We start from the raw sequence: 16,991 nt of genomic DNA, 5'->3' as shown, positions 1-16,991 counted from the left end.
GCCGCCCCCCCCCCCCCGTCCCCCCCCCCGCCGTAACCGCTCACGCCACGCACCCCCGCCGCCCTGCCCTGCCCTGTCGAACCCACGCATCGTAGTGCCCTGGGACTAACAGTTCTCGCTGATCACGTCCTCAAGGGTGGAGAGTGACGCGGTCTCCTCCTCGATCTTCTTCCTGAGGACTTCCAGGGTCTGCTTGAGGGCGTTGATCTGGCTCTCGTCCGGATCGGGTTGCGCCTCCAGGTCCGTGATCCTGCGCGACACCTCGGCGGCGTGATCCTTGGTGGCCCGGATGCTCGCCTTGAGCTCCTTGGCGAGGCGCTTCATCAACTCGCACCCGGATTCCCCGGTCGTCGGTGGGTTCACGTCGGCACTCCTTCGTCATGGCGCCCGTCGTCGACGCCTCGCGCGGCCAGTATCGAAGCCCCCGCCCGCCCGCACGCGGCGAAGTAGCCCGTCTGGACCACGATCCGCCGTCCCGCCTCCGGCCCCGGCGGCTCCGGCTCCGGCGGGGGGCCGGCGCCGACCGAGCGCCCCACGGCCATCGCGCCGGCCAAGGCCGCCAACCTCAGCCCGCCCTGCGTCTCCGAATCGTTCTCCGGCAAGAGACGCCCCCGCCTGGTCCCTGGATCTCCGCCGCCACCCCATTCGCCGGCTGCCGCGGGCCGTCGTGACCCGGCCGGTGCGCCGCCGCAGGGACACGTACGCGAGAGGCCGACCTGCTCCGCCTCGCCGGGCCCCCTCCGAACGATCCGGCGGCCGAGGCACCCGGGACCGGGTGACCGGCCGTCAGTACGGGGTCGGGCGGCCACCGCGTCGCATAGGTCGGGCATCGACATATGTCGGACACCGAGCTATCGTGGTCGTTGTGAACGATCAAGCTCTGCGTGAGCCGACTCTGTTGATTCTTACCGCGATTGCCGATGCTCCCCGGCACGGGTACGCGATCGCCCAGGAGGTCGAGAAGATCTCGGAAGGGCGTACGAAGATGCGTACCGGAACGTTGTACGGGGCCCTTGAGCGGCTCCTGGAGCAGGAGCTCATCGCCGTCCACGAGGAGGAGGTGGTCGACGGACGCAGGCGGCGCAGCTACGCGTTGGCTCCGCGCGGCCGCGAGGTCCTGGCCGCCGAGGCGGCTCGTATCGCGCGCACGGCCCAGGAGGCCACCCGGCGCCTGGAGCTCGGCGGATTCGGCGCGGCGGTGACCGCGTGACCGCATTGCTGAGGCTCTACCCGGCCGCGTACCGCCGGGAGTTCGGCGATGAGATCGCCGACGCCTACCGTGAGGCCACGGACGGGGCGGGCAGGGCGGCCCGGACGCGCGAGGCCCTCGATGTCGTCGGCCACGCCCTGCGCATGCGGCTCGGTCTGGGCTCGGCGGCACGCGCGGGGCGCTTCCTCGCGGCTCTGGCCCCGTTCGCCGCCGTCGCGGTCGGCGTGAACGCCGTGTCCTGGGCAACGGTGACGGTCTCCTCTTTCCGCTTCGCCTACCGGATCTTCGGTGCAAGCCCTTTGGCCTTGTCGGGGGCGGCCTGCCTCGTGACGCTCGTGGGTGCCGTGCTGGCCCTCACCGGCCGCTGGGCGTTGGGCACTTGGGCGCTGTTCGCGGGCACCGCGGCGATCTTCGCGTCCCAGACGTTCCGGCTGGGTCTGGGCCTTCAATTCGCGGTCTTGTTCACGGGGCCGCTCCTCCTTCTGGCGCTCGTGGCGCTGCTGTGTCCGCCCGACCTGCGACCGGCCCTGCGGGTGCGTACCGCTGCCGGGGTGTCCGTGGTGTCGGCGGGGGTGGCGGTGCTGACGTTCGGGCCGGCGGTGTGGCCGCTGCCGGAGCCGCTGAGCGGGCTGCACATCGCCGTACCGGTGGCCGGCGGGCTGCTGCTGGCCGGGCGGCAGGCGTTCGCCCGCCTGCGTACGGCACCCGCGGTCTTCCTCGCGGGTTTCCCCTTCGTCGCGCTGGCCGCGTCCACCGGGGCGCTGCAGGCGCTGTTCCTGCCCCTCGTACTGGGCCCGTTGCTGGCCGCATCCGCGGCGGTGGCCATCCAGCGCCGACGAGCCGGCTCGACGCCGTCGGCCTGACGCCGGGCGCCGGGCGCCGGGCGCAGCGAAAACCGCGGGCCGCCCCGGGACGCCGCCCGCTACGATCGGGCCCTCACCTGATCATGGCGGTCCGACGGAGGCACCGATGACGCACGCCCCCTCGCGGACCCCTGCCCACCCGGAACGGCTGGAGCAGGGGCACCCGTTCCGCCAGTGGAAGACCTGGCGCATACCCGGCACCGAGCTCACCCTCACCGGGTACTCACGCGCCAACGACAAAACGTTCTTCCACATCCCCGAACTGCGCTGCGCCCTCGACGCCGGACTGGTGGAAGGCCGCCGGCCGGAGACCGTCTTCCTCACCCACACCCACCACGACCACTCCAAGGACCTCGACCACCTCGCCGCCAGGCCCGACGGTGTCGACATCCACCTGCCCGCCGCGGCAGTGCCGTACGTGGAGACCTTTCTGCGGGCCTCCGCCGAACTGAACCACGGCACGGCCTACGACCCCGCCCTCGCCGCGAACTGCCGGCTGCACGGAGTCCGCGGCGCCGACGAGTTCACCTTCGGGCGCCGCGGGCACCACGTACGGGTGGTGGAGTGCGCGCACAAGGTGCCGTGCGTGGGCTACGCGTTCTCCGAACGCCGCAAGGCCCTGCTGCCGGAGTACGAGGAACTGCGGCGCTCCCTCGCCGAACAGGGGCGGGGCGCGGAGTTCGGCCGCATCGTGGCGCAGCGCCGCAAGGAGGGCGCCGAGGTCGAACAAGAGGTGCGCAGGCCACTGTTCGCCTTCCTCGGAGACACCCACGTCAGCGTCTTCGAAGACAATCCGTGGCTCTTCGAGTATCCGGTGCTCATCACCGAGTGCACCTATCTCGACGACGCCGAACTGGAGCGGGCCGACCGTGTCGGGCACACCGTCTGGAGCCGGTTGAAGCCCGTCGTCGAGGCCCACCCCGACACCCTCTTCGTCCTCACCCACTTCAGCCTGCGCCACTCGGACCAGGACGTCCTCGCGTTCTTCCACGACCGGCGGCCCGACAACGTACTGCTGTGGGTACACCCGGACAGCCACCTGCCCGAGCAGCACCAGCACGGCGGACCGACCGGCTGAGCGACTTCGCTCAGCGCGAGATGTGCGCCGTGTGCGCCGTGTGCGCCGTGTGTGCTGTGTGCGCGAGCTGTGCGCGCGGGGTCGCGTCCGGAGCCGGTGAGGCCGGTGAGGCCGGTGGGATCGGCGAGGCCGGCGCGGCCGGGTCGACGGTCACCGTGATGAGCGTCGCGGCCACGACGCTGGCCAGGGCGAGCCCTGCGGCGAGCCGGCGCGACGGCGGGGACTTCCGGTGCCGGGAGCCCGCCCGGCGCCCCCGGGGCGCGGAGTACTGGTTCATCGGAGAATCGGCGTCCTCAGTAGGTGAAGCACTCTGAGTGGATGCGCGCGGCCGGGACGCCCGCCCTGAGCAGCGACGCGGTCGTCGCGTCGGCCATGCCGGGCGGCCCGCAGAGGTAGACGTCACGGTCGGACAGGTCGGGTACGAGCGCCCGCAGGGCCTGCGGCGCGAGCGGGTCGTACGCGGCGTCGGAACGGCCCACCAGGTAGTGCAGTGCGGCCTGGCGGGACGCCGCGATGGCTTCCAGCTCATCGCGCAGGACCAGTTGGCCGGCGTCGCCCGCGCGGTAGAGCAGGGTGAGGTCGCCGGGGCTCGCGGGCAGGGACTCGAAGAGGGCGCGCATCGGAGTGATGCCGATGCCGCCGGCGATCAGCAGGACCTTGGGGCGGGTGCGGCGCCGCTCGGTGAGCGCGCCGAACGGGCCGGTGGCCAGGACCCTGGTGCCGGGCCGCAGCCCGCGGACCCGCCGGGAGTGCCCGCCGAGCGCCTTCACGGTGATGCGGAGCCGGTCGTCGCGGGCGGGAGCGGAGAGCGAGAACGGCAGGGCGGTGTGCCACAGGCCGCCCCGCAGGAACCGCCAGCGGAAGAACTGTCCGGGCTCGGCGCGCAGTTCGCGGAGCCTGGCCCCTTGGATGGTGACGGAGACCACGCCGGGTCCTTCGTGCTCGACGGTGGCGACGCGCAGCCCGTGCCGCAGGGCCTGGCGGACCGGGACGATCCCGCGGTACCAGGCGAGCAGTACGCCGACGACGGTGTGCAGCAGGGCCCAGAACCAGGCGGTGAAGGCGGTGACGGAGACGTCGGGGCCGGCCAGCTGGTGTACGAAGCCCAGCGCGGCGGCGAGGTAGGTCAGCAGGTGGATGCCGCGCCACGCCTCGTGCGAGACCCGGCGGCGTACGGCGCGGGCGGAGAACAGGCCCACACCCGCGAGCAGGGCGGCGCCCGCGAACGCGGCGATGAGGGCCGGGTAGCGGAACATGGCTCCGGTGGCGGTCAGCAGGTCGGTCCCGCCGCGCAGGGCGTACACGACGAGGGCGAACAGACCGTGGGCGCCGCACAGGACCAGCACCCAGCGGCCGCCGAAGGCGTGCCAGCGGGCGAGGCGGTCGGCGCCGACGCCGTGCTCGACGGCCGGTACGCGTGCCATCAGGAACAGCATGACGAGGATTCCGTAACCGGCGAGGAGCCCGGTGAGGTGCGCGGCGGCACCGATGAGCTCGTCGGGCCGGGCGGAGGGGTGCACCTGAGCGGCCCACAACAGGGTGACGACGACCGCACCGGCGGCCAGTCCGGCGCGCAGCCGCTCGGACGCGGTCTTCATCCGTGCCGCCCCGGGCCGGGATCGCACGGCGGAGTGGGCGGGAGGGTCATGCCAAGGTCCGTTCGCTCGGTGCTGCGGGGGCATCGCACCGGCAACTATGCGCAAACCCGATCGGGTCGAGCAATGGTGATGCACACAGAATGAGGTCCGTCACGCGCAATTGATTGCCCGATATGCGTGCATAGTCGCGCTATATGCACCCGGCGGGGAGATGCTCACCACTGTCCGCGAGGAGAGGCTTGGGGAACTCTTTGCGCTTTTACACCAGCACCCCAGCGAAGAACATCGACGCCAGGAGTGCGTACTGGACCGAGCACAGCAGCAGCAGTGGTACCTGCACCCATCGGGACATGCGCCGGACCAACACGAGCCCTACGAACATCTGTGCATGGTTGCGATACCAGGACATTTCGGCGCCGGCGGAGAACGGCAGCAGGAAGATCGCCACCGTCAGGATCAGCGCGGCCCACTCCTCGACGCCGAGCCGGCGGTTCCGGACGAGCCGAACCGCGGCGGTCACCGCGATGAGCAGGGTGAAGGCGGCGTTGAGCCAGAGCTGGGTCCTGTGCGCGGTGAGACTGTGCTCCACCAGCCACGGCAGGTGCCCCTCGGGCGTGTACCAGTCCTTGAACGGGAAATCGTAGGCCGTCCCCATTTCGGCGAAGGGCTGACGCAGGCCGCCCTGCCGGTAACTGGACGCCTGGATGACCTCGTACGCGTTCCAGCGACCCGTCGCCTGCCACATCAGCCATTTCGCCCAGAGCACGCCGCAGGCGGCGAGAACCGCGGACGACCCGGCTTTCGCGAACCGGACCGGCCAGGTGTCCGCCCGCCACGCGAAGAACGCGCTGAGCAGCAGCATGCCGACGGCAACCGCGCCGACGAGATGACACGCGGTCGCGACGAACCCGCCCGCTGCGGCAAGGCCCCAGCTGCCGCGTTTCACTCCGGCGACACAGACGAGCAGGGCCAGCGTGCCGAGGGCGATCGGGAACATCGCGTGGAAGTAGACGCCGCCCGGGAAGACGGCACCGATGGCGAGGGTGAGTCCGGTGGCCCGGCTGAGCCGGGCGCCGAGCAGCCACCACAGCACCGCGAACATGCCGAACAAGGACGCTTCCGTGAGGACGACGGCTGATGTCTCATACGAGAGCCCGGTGGCGGAAAGCGCGCGGATTCCCATGGGGTACCCGGGGAACCAGGCGACGTTTCCGCACACGACATCGGGAAAGTCCGGGTACCGCTCCCGGCACCGGAACATTTCGTAGCCGGTCTTGGCGATGGACAGATAGTGCTCGGAATCCCAGCGCCGACGGCTCTGCGGGGACCAGTACTCCACCTTGGACCCGTCGCCGGCGACGGATGCCGCTGCGACCAGCCAGGTGATCAGGTTCGCGATCAGCCACGCGACGAGCGGCGGCAGCAGACCGTGCCGCCAGTCGCGGCGGGCGGGCCCGGCGGCTTCCGTCGTGGAGATCATCTCGATCAGTCTGGCGAACCCCCTGCCGGGCCGCACCCCCGAAACTCCGCCCGGCGCACGCCGCATCCCCCGTGTGGCCCGTGGTCTGCCACGCCGAGTCTCCGGTGCCCGGCGATCTCAGTCGGCGGAGGCGCGACGGATCGCGGTGAGGGCGCGCGCCACGTCCTCGTCCGTCGTCGACCAGTTGCTCACCGAGATCCGCATGACGCGGCGGCCGCGCCAGGTCGAGCCGCTGATCCACGCCGTGCCGTCGGCGAGCAACCGGTCGATCACCCGTTCGGTGCGTTCGTCGCTTCCGAACTCGGCGCACACCTGTGTGAACACCACGTCGTTGAGGACCGTCGCGCCGTCGATCCCGGCGATGCCCGTGGCGAACGCGGAGGCGTGCCGGCACAGCCGCTCGACGAGGTCGGCCACGCCCGACCGGCCGAGGGACCGGAGTGCGGCCCACACGGTGAAGGCCCTGCCGCGCCGGGACAGTTCGGGAACCTTGTCGATGGGGTCGCCGTGTTCGTCCTGGATGAGGTAGTCGCCGCGCAGGCCCATGGCGGCCCGGAGCGCGGACGGGTCGCGCACGATGGCGAGCCCGCAGTCGTAGGGGACGTTCAGGGTCTTGTGGGCATCCGTCGCCCAGGAGTCGGCGTCCGCACAGCCCGCCGTCAGATGCGCGTACCGCGGCGAGGTGGCCGCCCACAGCCCGAAGGCGCCGTCGACGTGTACCCATGCGTCCGATGCCCGAGCCGCACGGATCGTATCGGCGAAGGGGTCGAACGCGCCGGAGTGGATGTCACCGGCCTGGAGGACCACGATCGTCGGACTCCGGCCGCCGTCCGCCGGTTCGCCGTCCGCCGGTTCGCCGTCGGCCGGTCCGTCGTCGGCCAGGGCGCTGCGCAGGGCTTCCGGCACGATGCGTCCCTGACCGTCTGCCGCCACCGGCTCCGGCCCGCCCAGCCCGAGATAGCGCAGCGCAAGGTCCACGGCCATGTGGCGGTCCTCGCCGACGAGGACGCGGACCGCCGGCCCGCCCGCGAGTCCGTCGTGGGCCACGTCCCGGCCGGCGCGACGCAGCACCGCGTCGCGCCCGGCGGCGAGACAGGTGAAGTTCGCCATCGTGGCACCGGTGGTGAAGCCGACGGCGCTGCCACCCGGCAGGCCGAGCAGGTCGAGCAGCCAGACGCCGGCAACGTCCTCCGCCGCCGCGTACGCGGGCGAGACGGCGCGCATCACACAGTTCTGGTCCCACGCGCTGACCAGCCAGTCCGCGGCCAGCGCGGCCGGTTCGGTGCCGCCGACCACGAATCCGTAGAAGCGGCCGCTGGGGAACGCGGTCAGCCCCGGCTCGCAGGCCGTGGCCAGCAGGTCGACGACATCGGACGGCGGGCTCGGGCCGTCGGGCAGACCGGCACCCAGCGCGCCCACGATCTCCTCGACCGAAGCGCGGGCGGGAACCGGGCGGTCGTCCAGGCTCGCCAGCCACCGGGCGGCATGGCCGTACGCCCGTCGGAGCGCCTCTTCGCGCGCGTCCATACCTCGGACTATGGGACCAGCGCCGCCGCCCCGCAATCGGCGCAGCGGGCAGTCCGGAGCGGGCAGCCCGTCACGGCGCTTCGCGCGCCGCCGTGGACGGCGCCCGCAGCCGAATTCGTGCAGGGGCGGCCGTGGTGCATGATCGGGGGATGTCTGATCGCATCATTGCCGCCTGTGACGGCGCGGCGAAGGGGAATCCCGGACCGGCAGCCTGGGCGTGGGTCATCGCCGACACGCAGGGCCGCCCCGAGCGCTGGGAGGCCGGCCCCCTGGGCCGGGCCACCAACAACGTGGGCGAGCTCACCGCTCTTCAGCGGCTGCTGGAGTCCCTGGCCCCCGGAACGGCCGTCGAGGTCCGGATGGACTCCCAGTACGCCATGAAGGCGGTGACCCAGTGGCTCCCGGCCTGGAAGCGCAACGGGTGGAAGACCGCGGCGGGCAAGCCCGTCGCCAACCGGGAGCTCGTCGAGCAGATCGATGCGCTGCTGGCCGAGCGGGACGTGGAATTCCGCTACGTTCCGGCCCACCGCGAGGACGGCGACCTCCTGAACGCGATCGCCGACCAGGCCGCGAGTGACGCCGCCACCAGCCAGCAGGCGGCCGGCACGGCCCTCGGCAGCGCGTCGCTTCCCGTACCCGCTCCCGCCCGCGCTTCCGCGCCCCGCGCCGCCAAGCCCGCGGCGGGGGCCGGGGCCAAGAAGCCGGCGCGCAGCCGGGGCGGCTCCATCAAGGCGAAGTTCCCCGGCAGCTGCCCCTGCGGAAGGTCGTACGCGGCCGGTGACCAGATCACCAAGCTCGGCACCCGCTGGGGCCATCCGGGCTGCGACAGCCCCGTACCGAGCGACGCCCCTGCGTAGAGGGGACTCACGACGGGCTCACATGCCGCCCGGTCGTCCCGTGACCCGGCGGCGTGCCGGGTGTGAGACCGCGTGCGAGGGGCAGGCGCGCCGTTACGAAAGTCTGACCCAACCACCACGGAGGGCATTTTCATGACGGAGAACGTGTGGGGCTATCGGGAGACCTCGGGCCGTCTGCAGGGCGTCGACCTCACGGGATTCAAGGTCGAGGCCATCGACGGCGGCATCGGCAGGGTGGACCGGCACTCCGACGAGGCCGGCTCCGCGTACATCGTGGTGGACACCGGTCCGTGGATCTTCGGCAAGGAGGTCCTCCTCCCGGCCGGCACCGTCTCCCGCATCGACGTGGACGACGAGAAGATCTACGTCGACCGGACGAAGGAGCAGGTCAAGAACGCCCCCGAGTTCCACCGCGACAAGCACCTGCAGGACGAGGCCTACCACGCGGAAATCGCCACGTACTACGGCATCGGCGGGCCGTTCGGCGGCAGCCGCATGTGACCCGACCGCCTTCGGCACCGATCCGGACGCGGTGCGGGCCATGACGGCATCGGAGGACGTCTGAGCGGGACGCGGGGTCATCGTCCACCGCGACAACCACCGCACACTCTCGGCCAGTTCGACGCGTGTGGCGCATGGGACGCCTGGTCTGGGGCACACGAGGCGCAGTGGCGTCCCGGCCCCGGGAGGCCACGTGTGAAGGAGCGAGATCGTGCTGATGGCTCACCCCGCGGTGCTGGCGCGTCTGGTGGAGGAGTACGAGATGGTGTCGCGGCTCCAGGCCGGAGGCCATCGGGAACGGGTGCGGCAGCGGCTGGAGGACGTGGTCTACACGCTGTGCGTGTCGACCGGGACGCGCGGGATCGATGCCGCGCTGGCCTCGGCCCGGGACCGCATGGGCACCGCCCGGCCCGCTGACGCGGACGGCACGGCGGCGGCCTGAGGCCTGAGGCCTGAGGCCGGCGGCCGGCCCCGGTCCTCGGCCGGCACGTGCCGTACCGGGCCCACCCGGACCCGGTACGGCACCCGCCGAGCCGGGGCGGGCGGGACGGGGGACGGTCAGGCGCCCTCGCCCAGAACGGCGACGATCAGCTGCCGTTGTTCCTCCGTGAGGTACGGATCCCGTAACTCCACCAGCTTGCCGTCGACGTGGACGACGTAATGGAACCCGTCAGGCACGGGTTCCCGGCCCGCGGGGCACTCGCCGCTCAGGGCTCGCTCGGCCAGCCGCTCCAGCTCGGCGCCGTCGCTCCGGTACTCCGTGTCGAGGGAAGCGATCCGTTCCCTGCCCGCGAACCCGCCCGTACGGGTGACGGTGATCAGCATCGCGAAACCTCCTTGAGTCGAGCGCCGCCCGCGGTCGGCCGGGCCGGCCGGGTCGGGCGGCGCACTGGATGGGCATCCTCTCGCCTGCCCCCGAAAGCCCCACATGTGCCTCTGCGCACGACATCGCCGGGAGATGTCCGAAAGTGGCCCACCGCCGGGACCGCCGCCAGCCGGACGGGACTTCGACGACACGACCTAGGGAATGCGCAGCACGAGAAGGACGACGTCGTCTCCTGGCGGCGGTTCCGCCATCCGGTTGCTGATGCGGCGGAGCAGTTCGGGCAGGGGGCGGGCTCCGTGGCGGGCCAGCAGGCGGGCGAGTTGCGCGATGGCGGCGTCGATGTCGTTGCCGCGCCGTTCGACGAGTCCGTCGGTGTAGAGCAACAGGGTCGAGCCCGGCGGCAGTTCTCGCCGGGTCTCGGTGCGCCGAGGCGCGCCGAGACCCGGGTGGAGGAGGACGTCGTGTTCCAGAAGGGTGGTGACCACGCCGTCCGGGGTGCGCAGGAGCGGGGGTGGGTGGCCGGCGTTGGACCAGGTCAGGGCCCAGCCGCCGGTGTTGCCCGGCGGGTCGAGGCGGGCATGGACCAGTGTGCCGCCGACGTCGATGGGCAGGACCGAGCAGGCCACGTCGAGGGCGGTCAGAGCGGCGGCCGGGCTGTACGGGGGGTGGTCGAGGGTGGCCTGGCGCAGCATGCTGCGGATCTGGCCCATCACGGTGGCGGCATGCATGTCGTGGCCCGTGATGTCGCCCACGGTGATCATGAGCGGGGCGACGTCGCCGGACCCGGCCGGCGGCAGGTGGTAGGCGTCGTACCAGTCTCCGCCGATCATCTCCTCGTCGGCGGCGGGCTGGTAGAGGGCGTTGATTTCGAGGGCGTCGGTCCGCGGGAGGTCGGTGAGCATGGCGGCCTGGAGCTGGCGGGCGATGGAGATGCGTTCGTCCAGGTACAGGGCGCGCTCCACCGCCTGGGCGGTGTATCCGGAGGCCGCGGTGAGCGCTGCCCGCTCGGGGGTGCTCACCTCGTGCGGGTTGGTCCAGCAGGTCACGAGGACGCCCAGCAGCCCGCGACTGCCCCAGAGCGGCAGGCACAGCACCGTGGTGAAACCCATGCGGTCGAAGAAGGCGACCGCCTCGGGGCCGTAGTCGGCCACGAGCGCCTCACGGTCGGGCACGAACACGGTCCGCCCCTCCCGCATGGCCCGGGCGCTGGGGAATGCCGCGTCCGCGGGGAGGGTGAGGAGTTCGTGTTCCACGGAGTGCACGACGTCCGGGTCCGGGATGCGGTGCAGCTCGTTGTCGTCGGCGACCAGCAGGCCCACGTACGAGGGCTTGCCGACGCCGACGAACAGGTCGCGCAGCCGCCGACGCAGGTCCTCCAGGCCGGAGGTCTGGGACAGCTCCTCGGAGGCCCTCAGCAGCAGCTCGGCGTGGTCCAGGCCGGCCTGGGCCTCGTGTTCCAGGCGCTCCGCGTCGCCCTGGGCCCGCTCGGCGGCGGCCCGCGCGGTCTCCAGTACGTTCTGCGCGGCCTGGCGCTGCGCCGACACGATCCGCAGGCGCAGCTCGGCGGAGCAGGCCGCGGCCAGATCCTCCAGGTCGGCGAGCTCCGCTTCGCTCCAGGTCCGGGGCGTGTGGTCGAGGGCGCACAGCGCGCCCAGGACGAGTCCGCTGCCGTCGGTCACCGGTGTTCCGGCGTACGCGACCGCCCCGAGCTCCCGCACGTCGGGGCCGGGGCGCAGCCGCTCGTCGGCGCGGGCGTCGGAGATGCTCAGGGGCTCGCCGGAGTCGACCACGTACCGGCAGAGCGAGTGCGACAGCGGCAGCGCCCGCCTTGCCGCCGAGGGCTCGGGCAGACCGACCATGCCGGGCAGGACCTGCCGGTCCTCCCCGATCAGCGAAACGAGGGCCACGGGCACGCGGAGGAGCCTCGTCACCAGCCGCGCGAACCGGTCCATCCCCGGATCGGCGGCGGCTGACAGCCCGGCCAGCCGCAGGGCCCGCCGGCGCGCGCCGTCCAAGGCCCCCAAGGCCCCCAAGGCCTCCACGGGCTCGCGGCCTCGTTCCGCCATGTCGACCCTCCGGTCCCGGACCCGAGGCTGTCCTGGCAGCATCGTAAGACATCGGACCGTGCATGACCGGTCCTGTGCGGACGCCGTCGGCGGGAGCGGCACTGATAGGCGCGGATTTCCGGGGTAGACGCCGTCCGAGGCGCCACGGCGGCGGTTCCCACCGTTCCGCCGCATCCCCAACGTGAGAACGAGGGCATCATGATTCTCGTCGGACTGATTCTCCTGCTCATCGGATTTCTGACCGGAATTTCCATCCTTTGGACCATCGGGGTCATCTTGCTCGTGGTCGGCGCGGTGTTGTGGCTCCTGGGCTCCGTCGGGCACGCGGTCGGCGGCAGGCGCCACTACTGGTGACCGCAGCATGCGGTGCACACGTCACGGGCGGGTCCCTCACAAGGGACCCGCCCGCCTCGTTCGAGGACCGGACCGGACCGGACCTACGGTCGGGCGGCCGGCTCCCGGGCCCGTTCGGCGTTGAACTGGGCCCCGGCGAGCAGGGCCAGGTTGGCGATCCAGAGCCAGACGAGGAAGACCACGATCCCGGCCAGCGAACCGTAGAGCCGGCCGTACGTGTCCAGCTCCGTGTACAGCGTGAAGAGCACGGAGGCGACCAGCCAGAGCAGGGCTGCCAGTACACCGCCGGGCAGGCCCCGGCGGGTGCCCCGGCTCTGGGCCGGTCCGGTACGGAACAGGATCAGCACCAGGAAGGTGACGGCCACGAGCAGCACGGGCCAGCGCAGGAGCGCGATGACGTCCGGGTTGCCCACACCGGCGGCCCGCGCCACCCATCGGGCCGGCGGACCGGACACGACCAGTCCCGCGGCGGCGACGACGAGCAGGATCAGCAGCAGCGCCGCGTTGACGAGCAGCGTGTGGGCCGCACGCAGCGGTGGCCGCCTGTCGGGCACCCGGTGCATCGTGTGCAGGGCCCGGCGGAACACCGCCAGATAACTGCACGCTGACCACAGTGCGCTCAGCACGCCGCTGATCAGCAGGGCCCACATCGACGACTGCTCCGCCGCGAGTCCGCCGCCGAGTCCGTCACGCAGCACCTGCGCCGATTGGGGCGGTGCGTACGAGGTGAGCTCGGTGATCAGCCGGTCCCTCGTCACCCCGCCCAGCAGCCCCACGAGGGCTGCCGCGATGACGAGTGCGGGCAGGAGCGCCAGGACGGCGTAGTAGGTGAGTGCGGCCGCGTGGTCGGCGAGGTTGTCGGTCCAGACGCGGACGGCCGTACGCCGCAGCTCGGCGCGGGTACGCGCCACGAGGGCGGTCGCGGGCGGGCTGTTTCGGCGGGATGCGGTGCGGGGGATGTCGGTCACGCTGCGCGGGTGCCCGACAGGGCCCGGCCGCATGCGCCGGGCCGCCGTGGGGGACCGCCGGCGGTGTCCGCGTACCGCGGGGCCCGCAGGGTAGACGCGCCTGCATGACATGGAGTCACGTACGGCGGAGGACAGAGAAGCGCCCGGAGCGCGAGCGTGCCGAGCGCAAGCGTGCGGAGCGCGAGCGCGCGGAACGGCCCCTACCGGCCGCCACCCCGAGGCGCCACCGGCGTCCGGCCCATCCGGCGGTACGGGCATCGGCCATGGTGACCGCGTTCGCCGGGACCGTGCTGTTCGGCGTGGTCCTGGCCCGGCTGACACTGGAGCCGTCCGCCGCCTCGGCGGCCCTCGTGCACGGCAACGTCCGGCCCGGCCGTTCGATCAGCGCCTACCTGGACGGTACTTCGACGATCGAGGCGGTGCGCCAGCTGGGCGGGAACCTGCTGCTCGGGCTGCCGTTCGGCGTGCTCCTGCCCGTCCTGCTGCCCCCGGCGCGGGGGCTGCTGAGGGTCGGCGCCGTGACGGTCTGCCTGATGACGCTGGTGGAGCTCGTCCAGGGCGCCCTCGTCACGGGACGCGTCTTCGACATCGACGACGTGATCCTCAACACCGCCGGCGCGCTCCTCGGGTACCTGCTGATCGGCCGCCGGCTCGGGCGGGCCGTCCACCCGCGCCGCCGGCACTGGTGGACCCGACGGGCCGCGGAGCCCGGTGACACCTGACCTCCGGTACCTGGCACCTGACTTGCGAGTCGTGACTCGTGACTTGTGACTCGTGAGTACTGCACACCCCATCGGTGACAGGCGTGACTGTCGCCGCATCCTCCGGGCGTGACACCGTCGGGTCTGCCGCCGACCGAGGGAGCAGGTGTGAACAAGGGGTACGCCGCCTTCTGCGACGCCGACCGCTGGTTCTACGACGCGCCGTACCGGCGCGCCGGTGAGAGCTACCCGGCCGCGCTCGCCCCCGTCCCGCCGGGGTGGCGCTCGCACCGCAGCGGCGACTGGCTCGCACTGCGCCCCACCGACGCCGAACTGCCCGCGCAGGGCTGGAAGATCCACGTCTCGGCCACGCTCGACAACGCCGAATCGCTGCTGACGACGGTCTACGAGTACTGCACCGCCCGGCGCATCGCCTTCAAGTTCATACCGAGCCGGTACCTGCTCCACCTGCGCAACGCCAAGTACGCCGACCGCGCGGCGAGCGGAAAGTTCATCACCGTGTACCCGGCCGACGAGGAGCAGTGCCGCCGGATCGCGGAGGACCTCGACGCCGCGCTGGCCGGGGCGGCCGGCCCGTACATCCTCAGCGACTTGCGCTGGGGCGCCGGCCCGGTCCACCTGCGCTACGGCAGCTTCACCCTGCGGCACTGCTACGACGAGCACGGCGAACTGGTCCCGGCGATCGAGACCCCTGACGGGCGGCTCGTACCGGACCGGCGCGGACCGGCGTTCCAGCCGCCCGAGTGGCTCGAACTGCCCGCCTTCCTCGAGCCGCACCTCGCGGCGCGCTCCGCGATCACCCTGACCGGCGTCCCCTTCACGGTGGAGCGGGCGCTGCACTTCTCCAACGGCGGCGGCGTCTACGTCGGCAAGGACAGCCGCACCGGCGAGTCCGTGGTCCTCAAGGAAGCCCGCCCGTACGCGGGCCTCGCCGCCGACGGCGCCGATGCCGTGACCCGGCTGCACCGCGAACAGGCCGCGCTGGAACGGCTGTCGGGCCTGGACTGCGTGCCCGCGGTGCGTGGCACGTTCACGGTCGGTGACCACCACTTCCTGGTGCTCCAACACCTCGCCGGCAAACCGCTCAACACCTATTTCGCCCGCCGCCACCCGCTGATCGAAGCGGACCCCGACCCGGCGGAGCTCGCCTCGTACACCGAGTGGGCCCTGAAGATCCACCGCGGTGTCACCGAGGCCGTCGAGGCCGTGCACGCCCGCGGCGTGGTCTTCAACGACCTCCACCTCTTCAACATCATGGTGGCGGAGGACGAGAGCGGCGAACCCTCCGTCGCCTTACTGGACTTCGAGGCCGCCGCGCACATCGACGAGGGACTGCGGCAGACCGTCGCCAACCCCGCCTTCGTCGCCCCCGCCGAGCGGCGCGGGTTCTCCGTCGACCGCTACGCCCTCGCCTGTCTGCGCCTCGCCCTGTTCCTGCCGCTGACCAGTCTGCTCGTACTGGACCGGGCCAAGGCCGCCCATCTGGCCGCCGTCGCCGCCGCGCAGTTCCCCGTACCGCGGCAGTTCCTCGACGAGGCCGTCGAAGAGATCCTGTCCGGCGCCCCGCAGGGTGCACCGGACGGCCGCCCGCCCGCACGGCCCGCACCGCCGTCACCGCCCGGCCCGTACCTGCCCGTCGAGCCGGGGGACTGGCCGGCCGCCCGTGCGTCGATGACCGCGGCGCTGCGCGCGAGCGCCACCTCGGACCGCGAGGACCGCTTCGTACCCGGCGACATCGCCCAGTTCGCGACCGCCGGCGGAGGAATCGGCTTCGGCCACGGGATCGCCGGGGTGCTCCACGCCCTCGCCGAGACCGGCGCCGGACCCTGGCCCGAAGCCGAGGAATGGCTGCTGGCGCGGACCGAGGACGCGGCCTCCGGCACTCCCCTCGGCTTCTACGACGGCCTCGCCGGCACGGCCTGGACCCTGCACCGGCTCGGACACCCGGGCCGCGCCCTCGCCCTGACCGAGCGGCTGCTACACCAGCCCTGGCAGAGCGCGGGCCCCGACCTGCACGGCGGACTCGCCGGAATCGGCCTGGCCCTGGACGCGCTCGGCACCGCGAGCGGCGAGAGCGAGCTGCACACCGCGGCCCTGCGCTGCGCCGAACTGCTCGCCCGGCCCGAGCAGCGGCCCGCCCGCGCCGGACTGATGTACGGAAACACCGGCCCCGCCCTGCTCTTCCTGCGGCTGTACGAACGCACCGGCGACAAGGAACTGCTGCTCCAGGCCGCCCGATCGCTCCAACGCGACCTCGACCGCTGCGTCACCAGCGCGTACGGCACCCTCCAGGTGAACGAGGGCTGGCGCACGATGCCGTACCTCGGCGAGGGCAGCGTCGGCATCGGCATGGTCCTCGACGACTGGCTGGAGCACGCTCCCGACGAGCGTTTCGAACAGGCCCGGCGCGCGATCGTACGGGCGGCGCAGGCGACCTTCTACGCCCAGCCCGGGCTGCTGCGCGGCGCCGCCGGGATGATCCTCCACCTGGCCCGGACCACCACGCCGGGCCCGGGCACCGCCCCCGCGGACATCGCCCGCCAGATCGACGCGCTGGCTCGGCACGCCGTGCCGTACCAGGGACATCTGGCCTTCCCCGGCGAGCAGATGATGCGCCTGTCCATGGACCTCGCCACGGGCACCGCCGGCGCTCTCCTCGCCCTCGGCAGCGCCGCGCCCGGCGGGCGCGCGCACCTGCCGTTCCTCCCGCCGCTGCGACGCACCGCGGCGGCCCCAGAGCCGGTCCCGCACGGGGCCGTGACCCATCGCACCACTCGACAGAAGAGGAATCTGACATGACGCTTCTCGACCTGCAGTCGATGGAGACCCCCAAGGAAGAGGTCACCGAGGGTGCGCTGCACGGCGGCGGCGGTGGCGGCAGCCGGGCCAGCCTGCTGCTCTGCGGCGACAGCAGCCTGAGCATCACGACCTGCAACTGACG

At 72.6% G+C, this 16,991-nt stretch carries 18 protein-coding genes; 10 read left to right on the top strand and 8 right to left on the bottom strand.

Annotation, left to right across the window (positions count from 1 at the left end; translation table 11 throughout):
- Nucleotides 1-105 precede the first annotated feature (105 nt).
- On the bottom strand, nt 106-363 hold the full coding sequence (locus IF02_RS0129130; protein ID WP_030162152.1) for a hypothetical protein: 258 nt from the start codon (nt 361-363) through the stop codon (nt 106-108).
- A gap of 502 nt (nt 364-865) precedes the next feature.
- Here IF02_RS0129130 and IF02_RS0129120 point away from each other — a divergent pair.
- The 3 genes from IF02_RS0129120 to IF02_RS0129110 all read left to right on the top strand — a co-directional run bounded on the left by IF02_RS0129120 (nt 866) and on the right by IF02_RS0129110 (nt 3,151).
- Nucleotides 866-1,210 carry a PadR family transcriptional regulator gene (locus IF02_RS0129120; RefSeq protein ID WP_030162148.1) on the top strand — a complete coding sequence of 115 codons (345 nt, stop codon included), beginning with the start codon at nt 866-868 and terminating at the stop codon, nt 1,208-1,210.
- The gene (locus IF02_RS35265; protein ID WP_030162146.1) at nt 1,207-2,073 is read left to right on the top strand and encodes a hypothetical protein; all 867 of its coding nucleotides are present in this window, start codon (nt 1,207-1,209) and stop codon (nt 2,071-2,073) included. Before IF02_RS0129120 ends, IF02_RS35265 begins: the two co-directional genes overlap by 4 nt.
- 106 nt (nt 2,074-2,179) lie before the next feature.
- Entirely contained in the window at nt 2,180-3,151 is a 972-nt protein-coding gene (locus IF02_RS0129110; RefSeq protein WP_030162145.1) for an MBL fold metallo-hydrolase, read from the top strand.
- Between the two features lie 10 nt (nt 3,152-3,161).
- Here the strand turns inward: IF02_RS0129110 and IF02_RS0129105 are convergent, their stop codons facing one another.
- The 4 genes from IF02_RS0129105 to IF02_RS0129090 form a co-directional block, all read right to left on the bottom strand.
- Nucleotides 3,162-3,428, bottom strand: a complete 267-nt coding sequence (locus IF02_RS0129105; RefSeq protein ID WP_030162142.1) for a hypothetical protein — start codon at nt 3,426-3,428, stop codon at nt 3,162-3,164.
- A gap of 16 nt (nt 3,429-3,444) precedes the next feature.
- Entirely contained in the window at nt 3,445-4,749 is a 1,305-nt protein-coding gene (locus tag IF02_RS0129100) for a ferric reductase-like transmembrane domain-containing protein (protein WP_030162140.1), read from the bottom strand.
- A 259-nt stretch (nt 4,750-5,008) separates the two neighbouring features.
- Nucleotides 5,009-6,295 carry a hypothetical protein gene (locus tag IF02_RS0129095; RefSeq protein ID WP_158708582.1) on the bottom strand — a complete coding sequence of 429 codons (1,287 nt, stop codon included), beginning with the start codon at nt 6,293-6,295 and terminating at the stop codon, nt 5,009-5,011.
- A gap of 51 nt (nt 6,296-6,346) precedes the next feature.
- Nucleotides 6,347-7,756, bottom strand: coding sequence for a pyridoxal phosphate-dependent decarboxylase family protein (locus IF02_RS0129090; protein WP_030162136.1), 1,410 nt, complete (start codon nt 7,754-7,756; stop codon nt 6,347-6,349).
- A gap of 149 nt (nt 7,757-7,905) precedes the next feature.
- On the opposite strand from IF02_RS0129090, the gene IF02_RS0129085 reads away from it, so the two are divergent.
- The 3 genes from IF02_RS0129085 (at nt 7,906) to IF02_RS0129075 (ending at nt 9,556) form a co-directional block, all read left to right on the top strand.
- Nucleotides 7,906-8,613: a ribonuclease H family protein gene (locus IF02_RS0129085; RefSeq protein ID WP_030162134.1), complete on the top strand. Its 708-nt coding sequence runs from the start codon at nt 7,906-7,908 to the stop codon at nt 8,611-8,613.
- A 132-nt stretch (nt 8,614-8,745) separates the two neighbouring features.
- Nucleotides 8,746-9,114 (top strand): PRC-barrel domain-containing protein, encoded by a 369-nt coding sequence (locus tag IF02_RS0129080; RefSeq protein ID WP_030162132.1) that lies wholly within the window; start codon nt 8,746-8,748, stop codon nt 9,112-9,114.
- A 211-nt stretch (nt 9,115-9,325) separates the two neighbouring features.
- Complete coding sequence (locus IF02_RS0129075; RefSeq protein WP_030162129.1) at nt 9,326-9,556, top strand: DUF5133 domain-containing protein; 231 nt, start codon at nt 9,326-9,328, stop codon at nt 9,554-9,556.
- Between the two features lie 116 nt (nt 9,557-9,672).
- Here the strand turns inward: IF02_RS0129075 and IF02_RS0129070 are convergent, their stop codons facing one another.
- Together IF02_RS0129070 and IF02_RS0129065 are read right to left on the bottom strand one after the other, a co-directional pair.
- Complete coding sequence (locus tag IF02_RS0129070) at nt 9,673-9,939, bottom strand: protealysin inhibitor emfourin (RefSeq protein ID WP_030162127.1); 267 nt, start codon at nt 9,937-9,939, stop codon at nt 9,673-9,675.
- Between the two features lie 195 nt (nt 9,940-10,134).
- Complete coding sequence (locus IF02_RS0129065; RefSeq protein ID WP_078622406.1) at nt 10,135-12,006, bottom strand: SpoIIE family protein phosphatase; 1,872 nt, start codon at nt 12,004-12,006, stop codon at nt 10,135-10,137.
- Nucleotides 12,007-12,204: 198 nt separating this feature from the next.
- Here IF02_RS0129065 and IF02_RS35260 point away from each other — a divergent pair, with 198 nt between their 5' ends.
- Nucleotides 12,205-12,360 (top strand): DUF6131 family protein, encoded by a 156-nt coding sequence (locus IF02_RS35260; RefSeq protein ID WP_199809302.1) that lies wholly within the window; start codon nt 12,205-12,207, stop codon nt 12,358-12,360.
- Between the two features lie 83 nt (nt 12,361-12,443).
- On the opposite strand, the gene IF02_RS0129055 is transcribed toward IF02_RS35260, so the two are convergent.
- The gene (locus tag IF02_RS0129055; RefSeq protein WP_234318361.1) at nt 12,444-13,328 is read right to left on the bottom strand and encodes a YihY/virulence factor BrkB family protein; all 885 of its coding nucleotides are present in this window, start codon (nt 13,326-13,328) and stop codon (nt 12,444-12,446) included.
- A 104-nt stretch (nt 13,329-13,432) separates the two neighbouring features.
- Here IF02_RS0129055 and IF02_RS0129050 point away from each other — a divergent pair, with 104 nt between their 5' ends.
- From IF02_RS0129050 to IF02_RS0129040, 3 genes are all read left to right on the top strand, one after another.
- On the top strand, nt 13,433-14,050 hold the full coding sequence (locus IF02_RS0129050; RefSeq protein ID WP_199809301.1) for a VanZ family protein: 618 nt from the start codon (nt 13,433-13,435) through the stop codon (nt 14,048-14,050).
- Nucleotides 14,051-14,197: 147 nt separating this feature from the next.
- Entirely contained in the window at nt 14,198-16,849 is a 2,652-nt protein-coding gene (gene lanKC, locus IF02_RS0129045; RefSeq protein ID WP_037837322.1) for a class III lanthionine synthetase LanKC, read from the top strand.
- On the top strand, nt 16,846-16,989 hold the full coding sequence (locus tag IF02_RS0129040) for a SapB/AmfS family lanthipeptide (protein ID WP_030162116.1): 144 nt from the start codon (nt 16,846-16,848) through the stop codon (nt 16,987-16,989). Before lanKC ends, IF02_RS0129040 begins: the two co-directional genes overlap by 4 nt.
- Nucleotides 16,990-16,991 lie beyond the last annotated feature (2 nt).

The organism is Streptomyces sp. NRRL S-244 (genome assembly GCF_000717915.1).
GTDB lineage: Bacteria > Actinomycetota > Actinomycetes > Streptomycetales > Streptomycetaceae > Streptomyces.
This window is presented reverse-complemented; position numbering and strand designations above follow the sequence as displayed.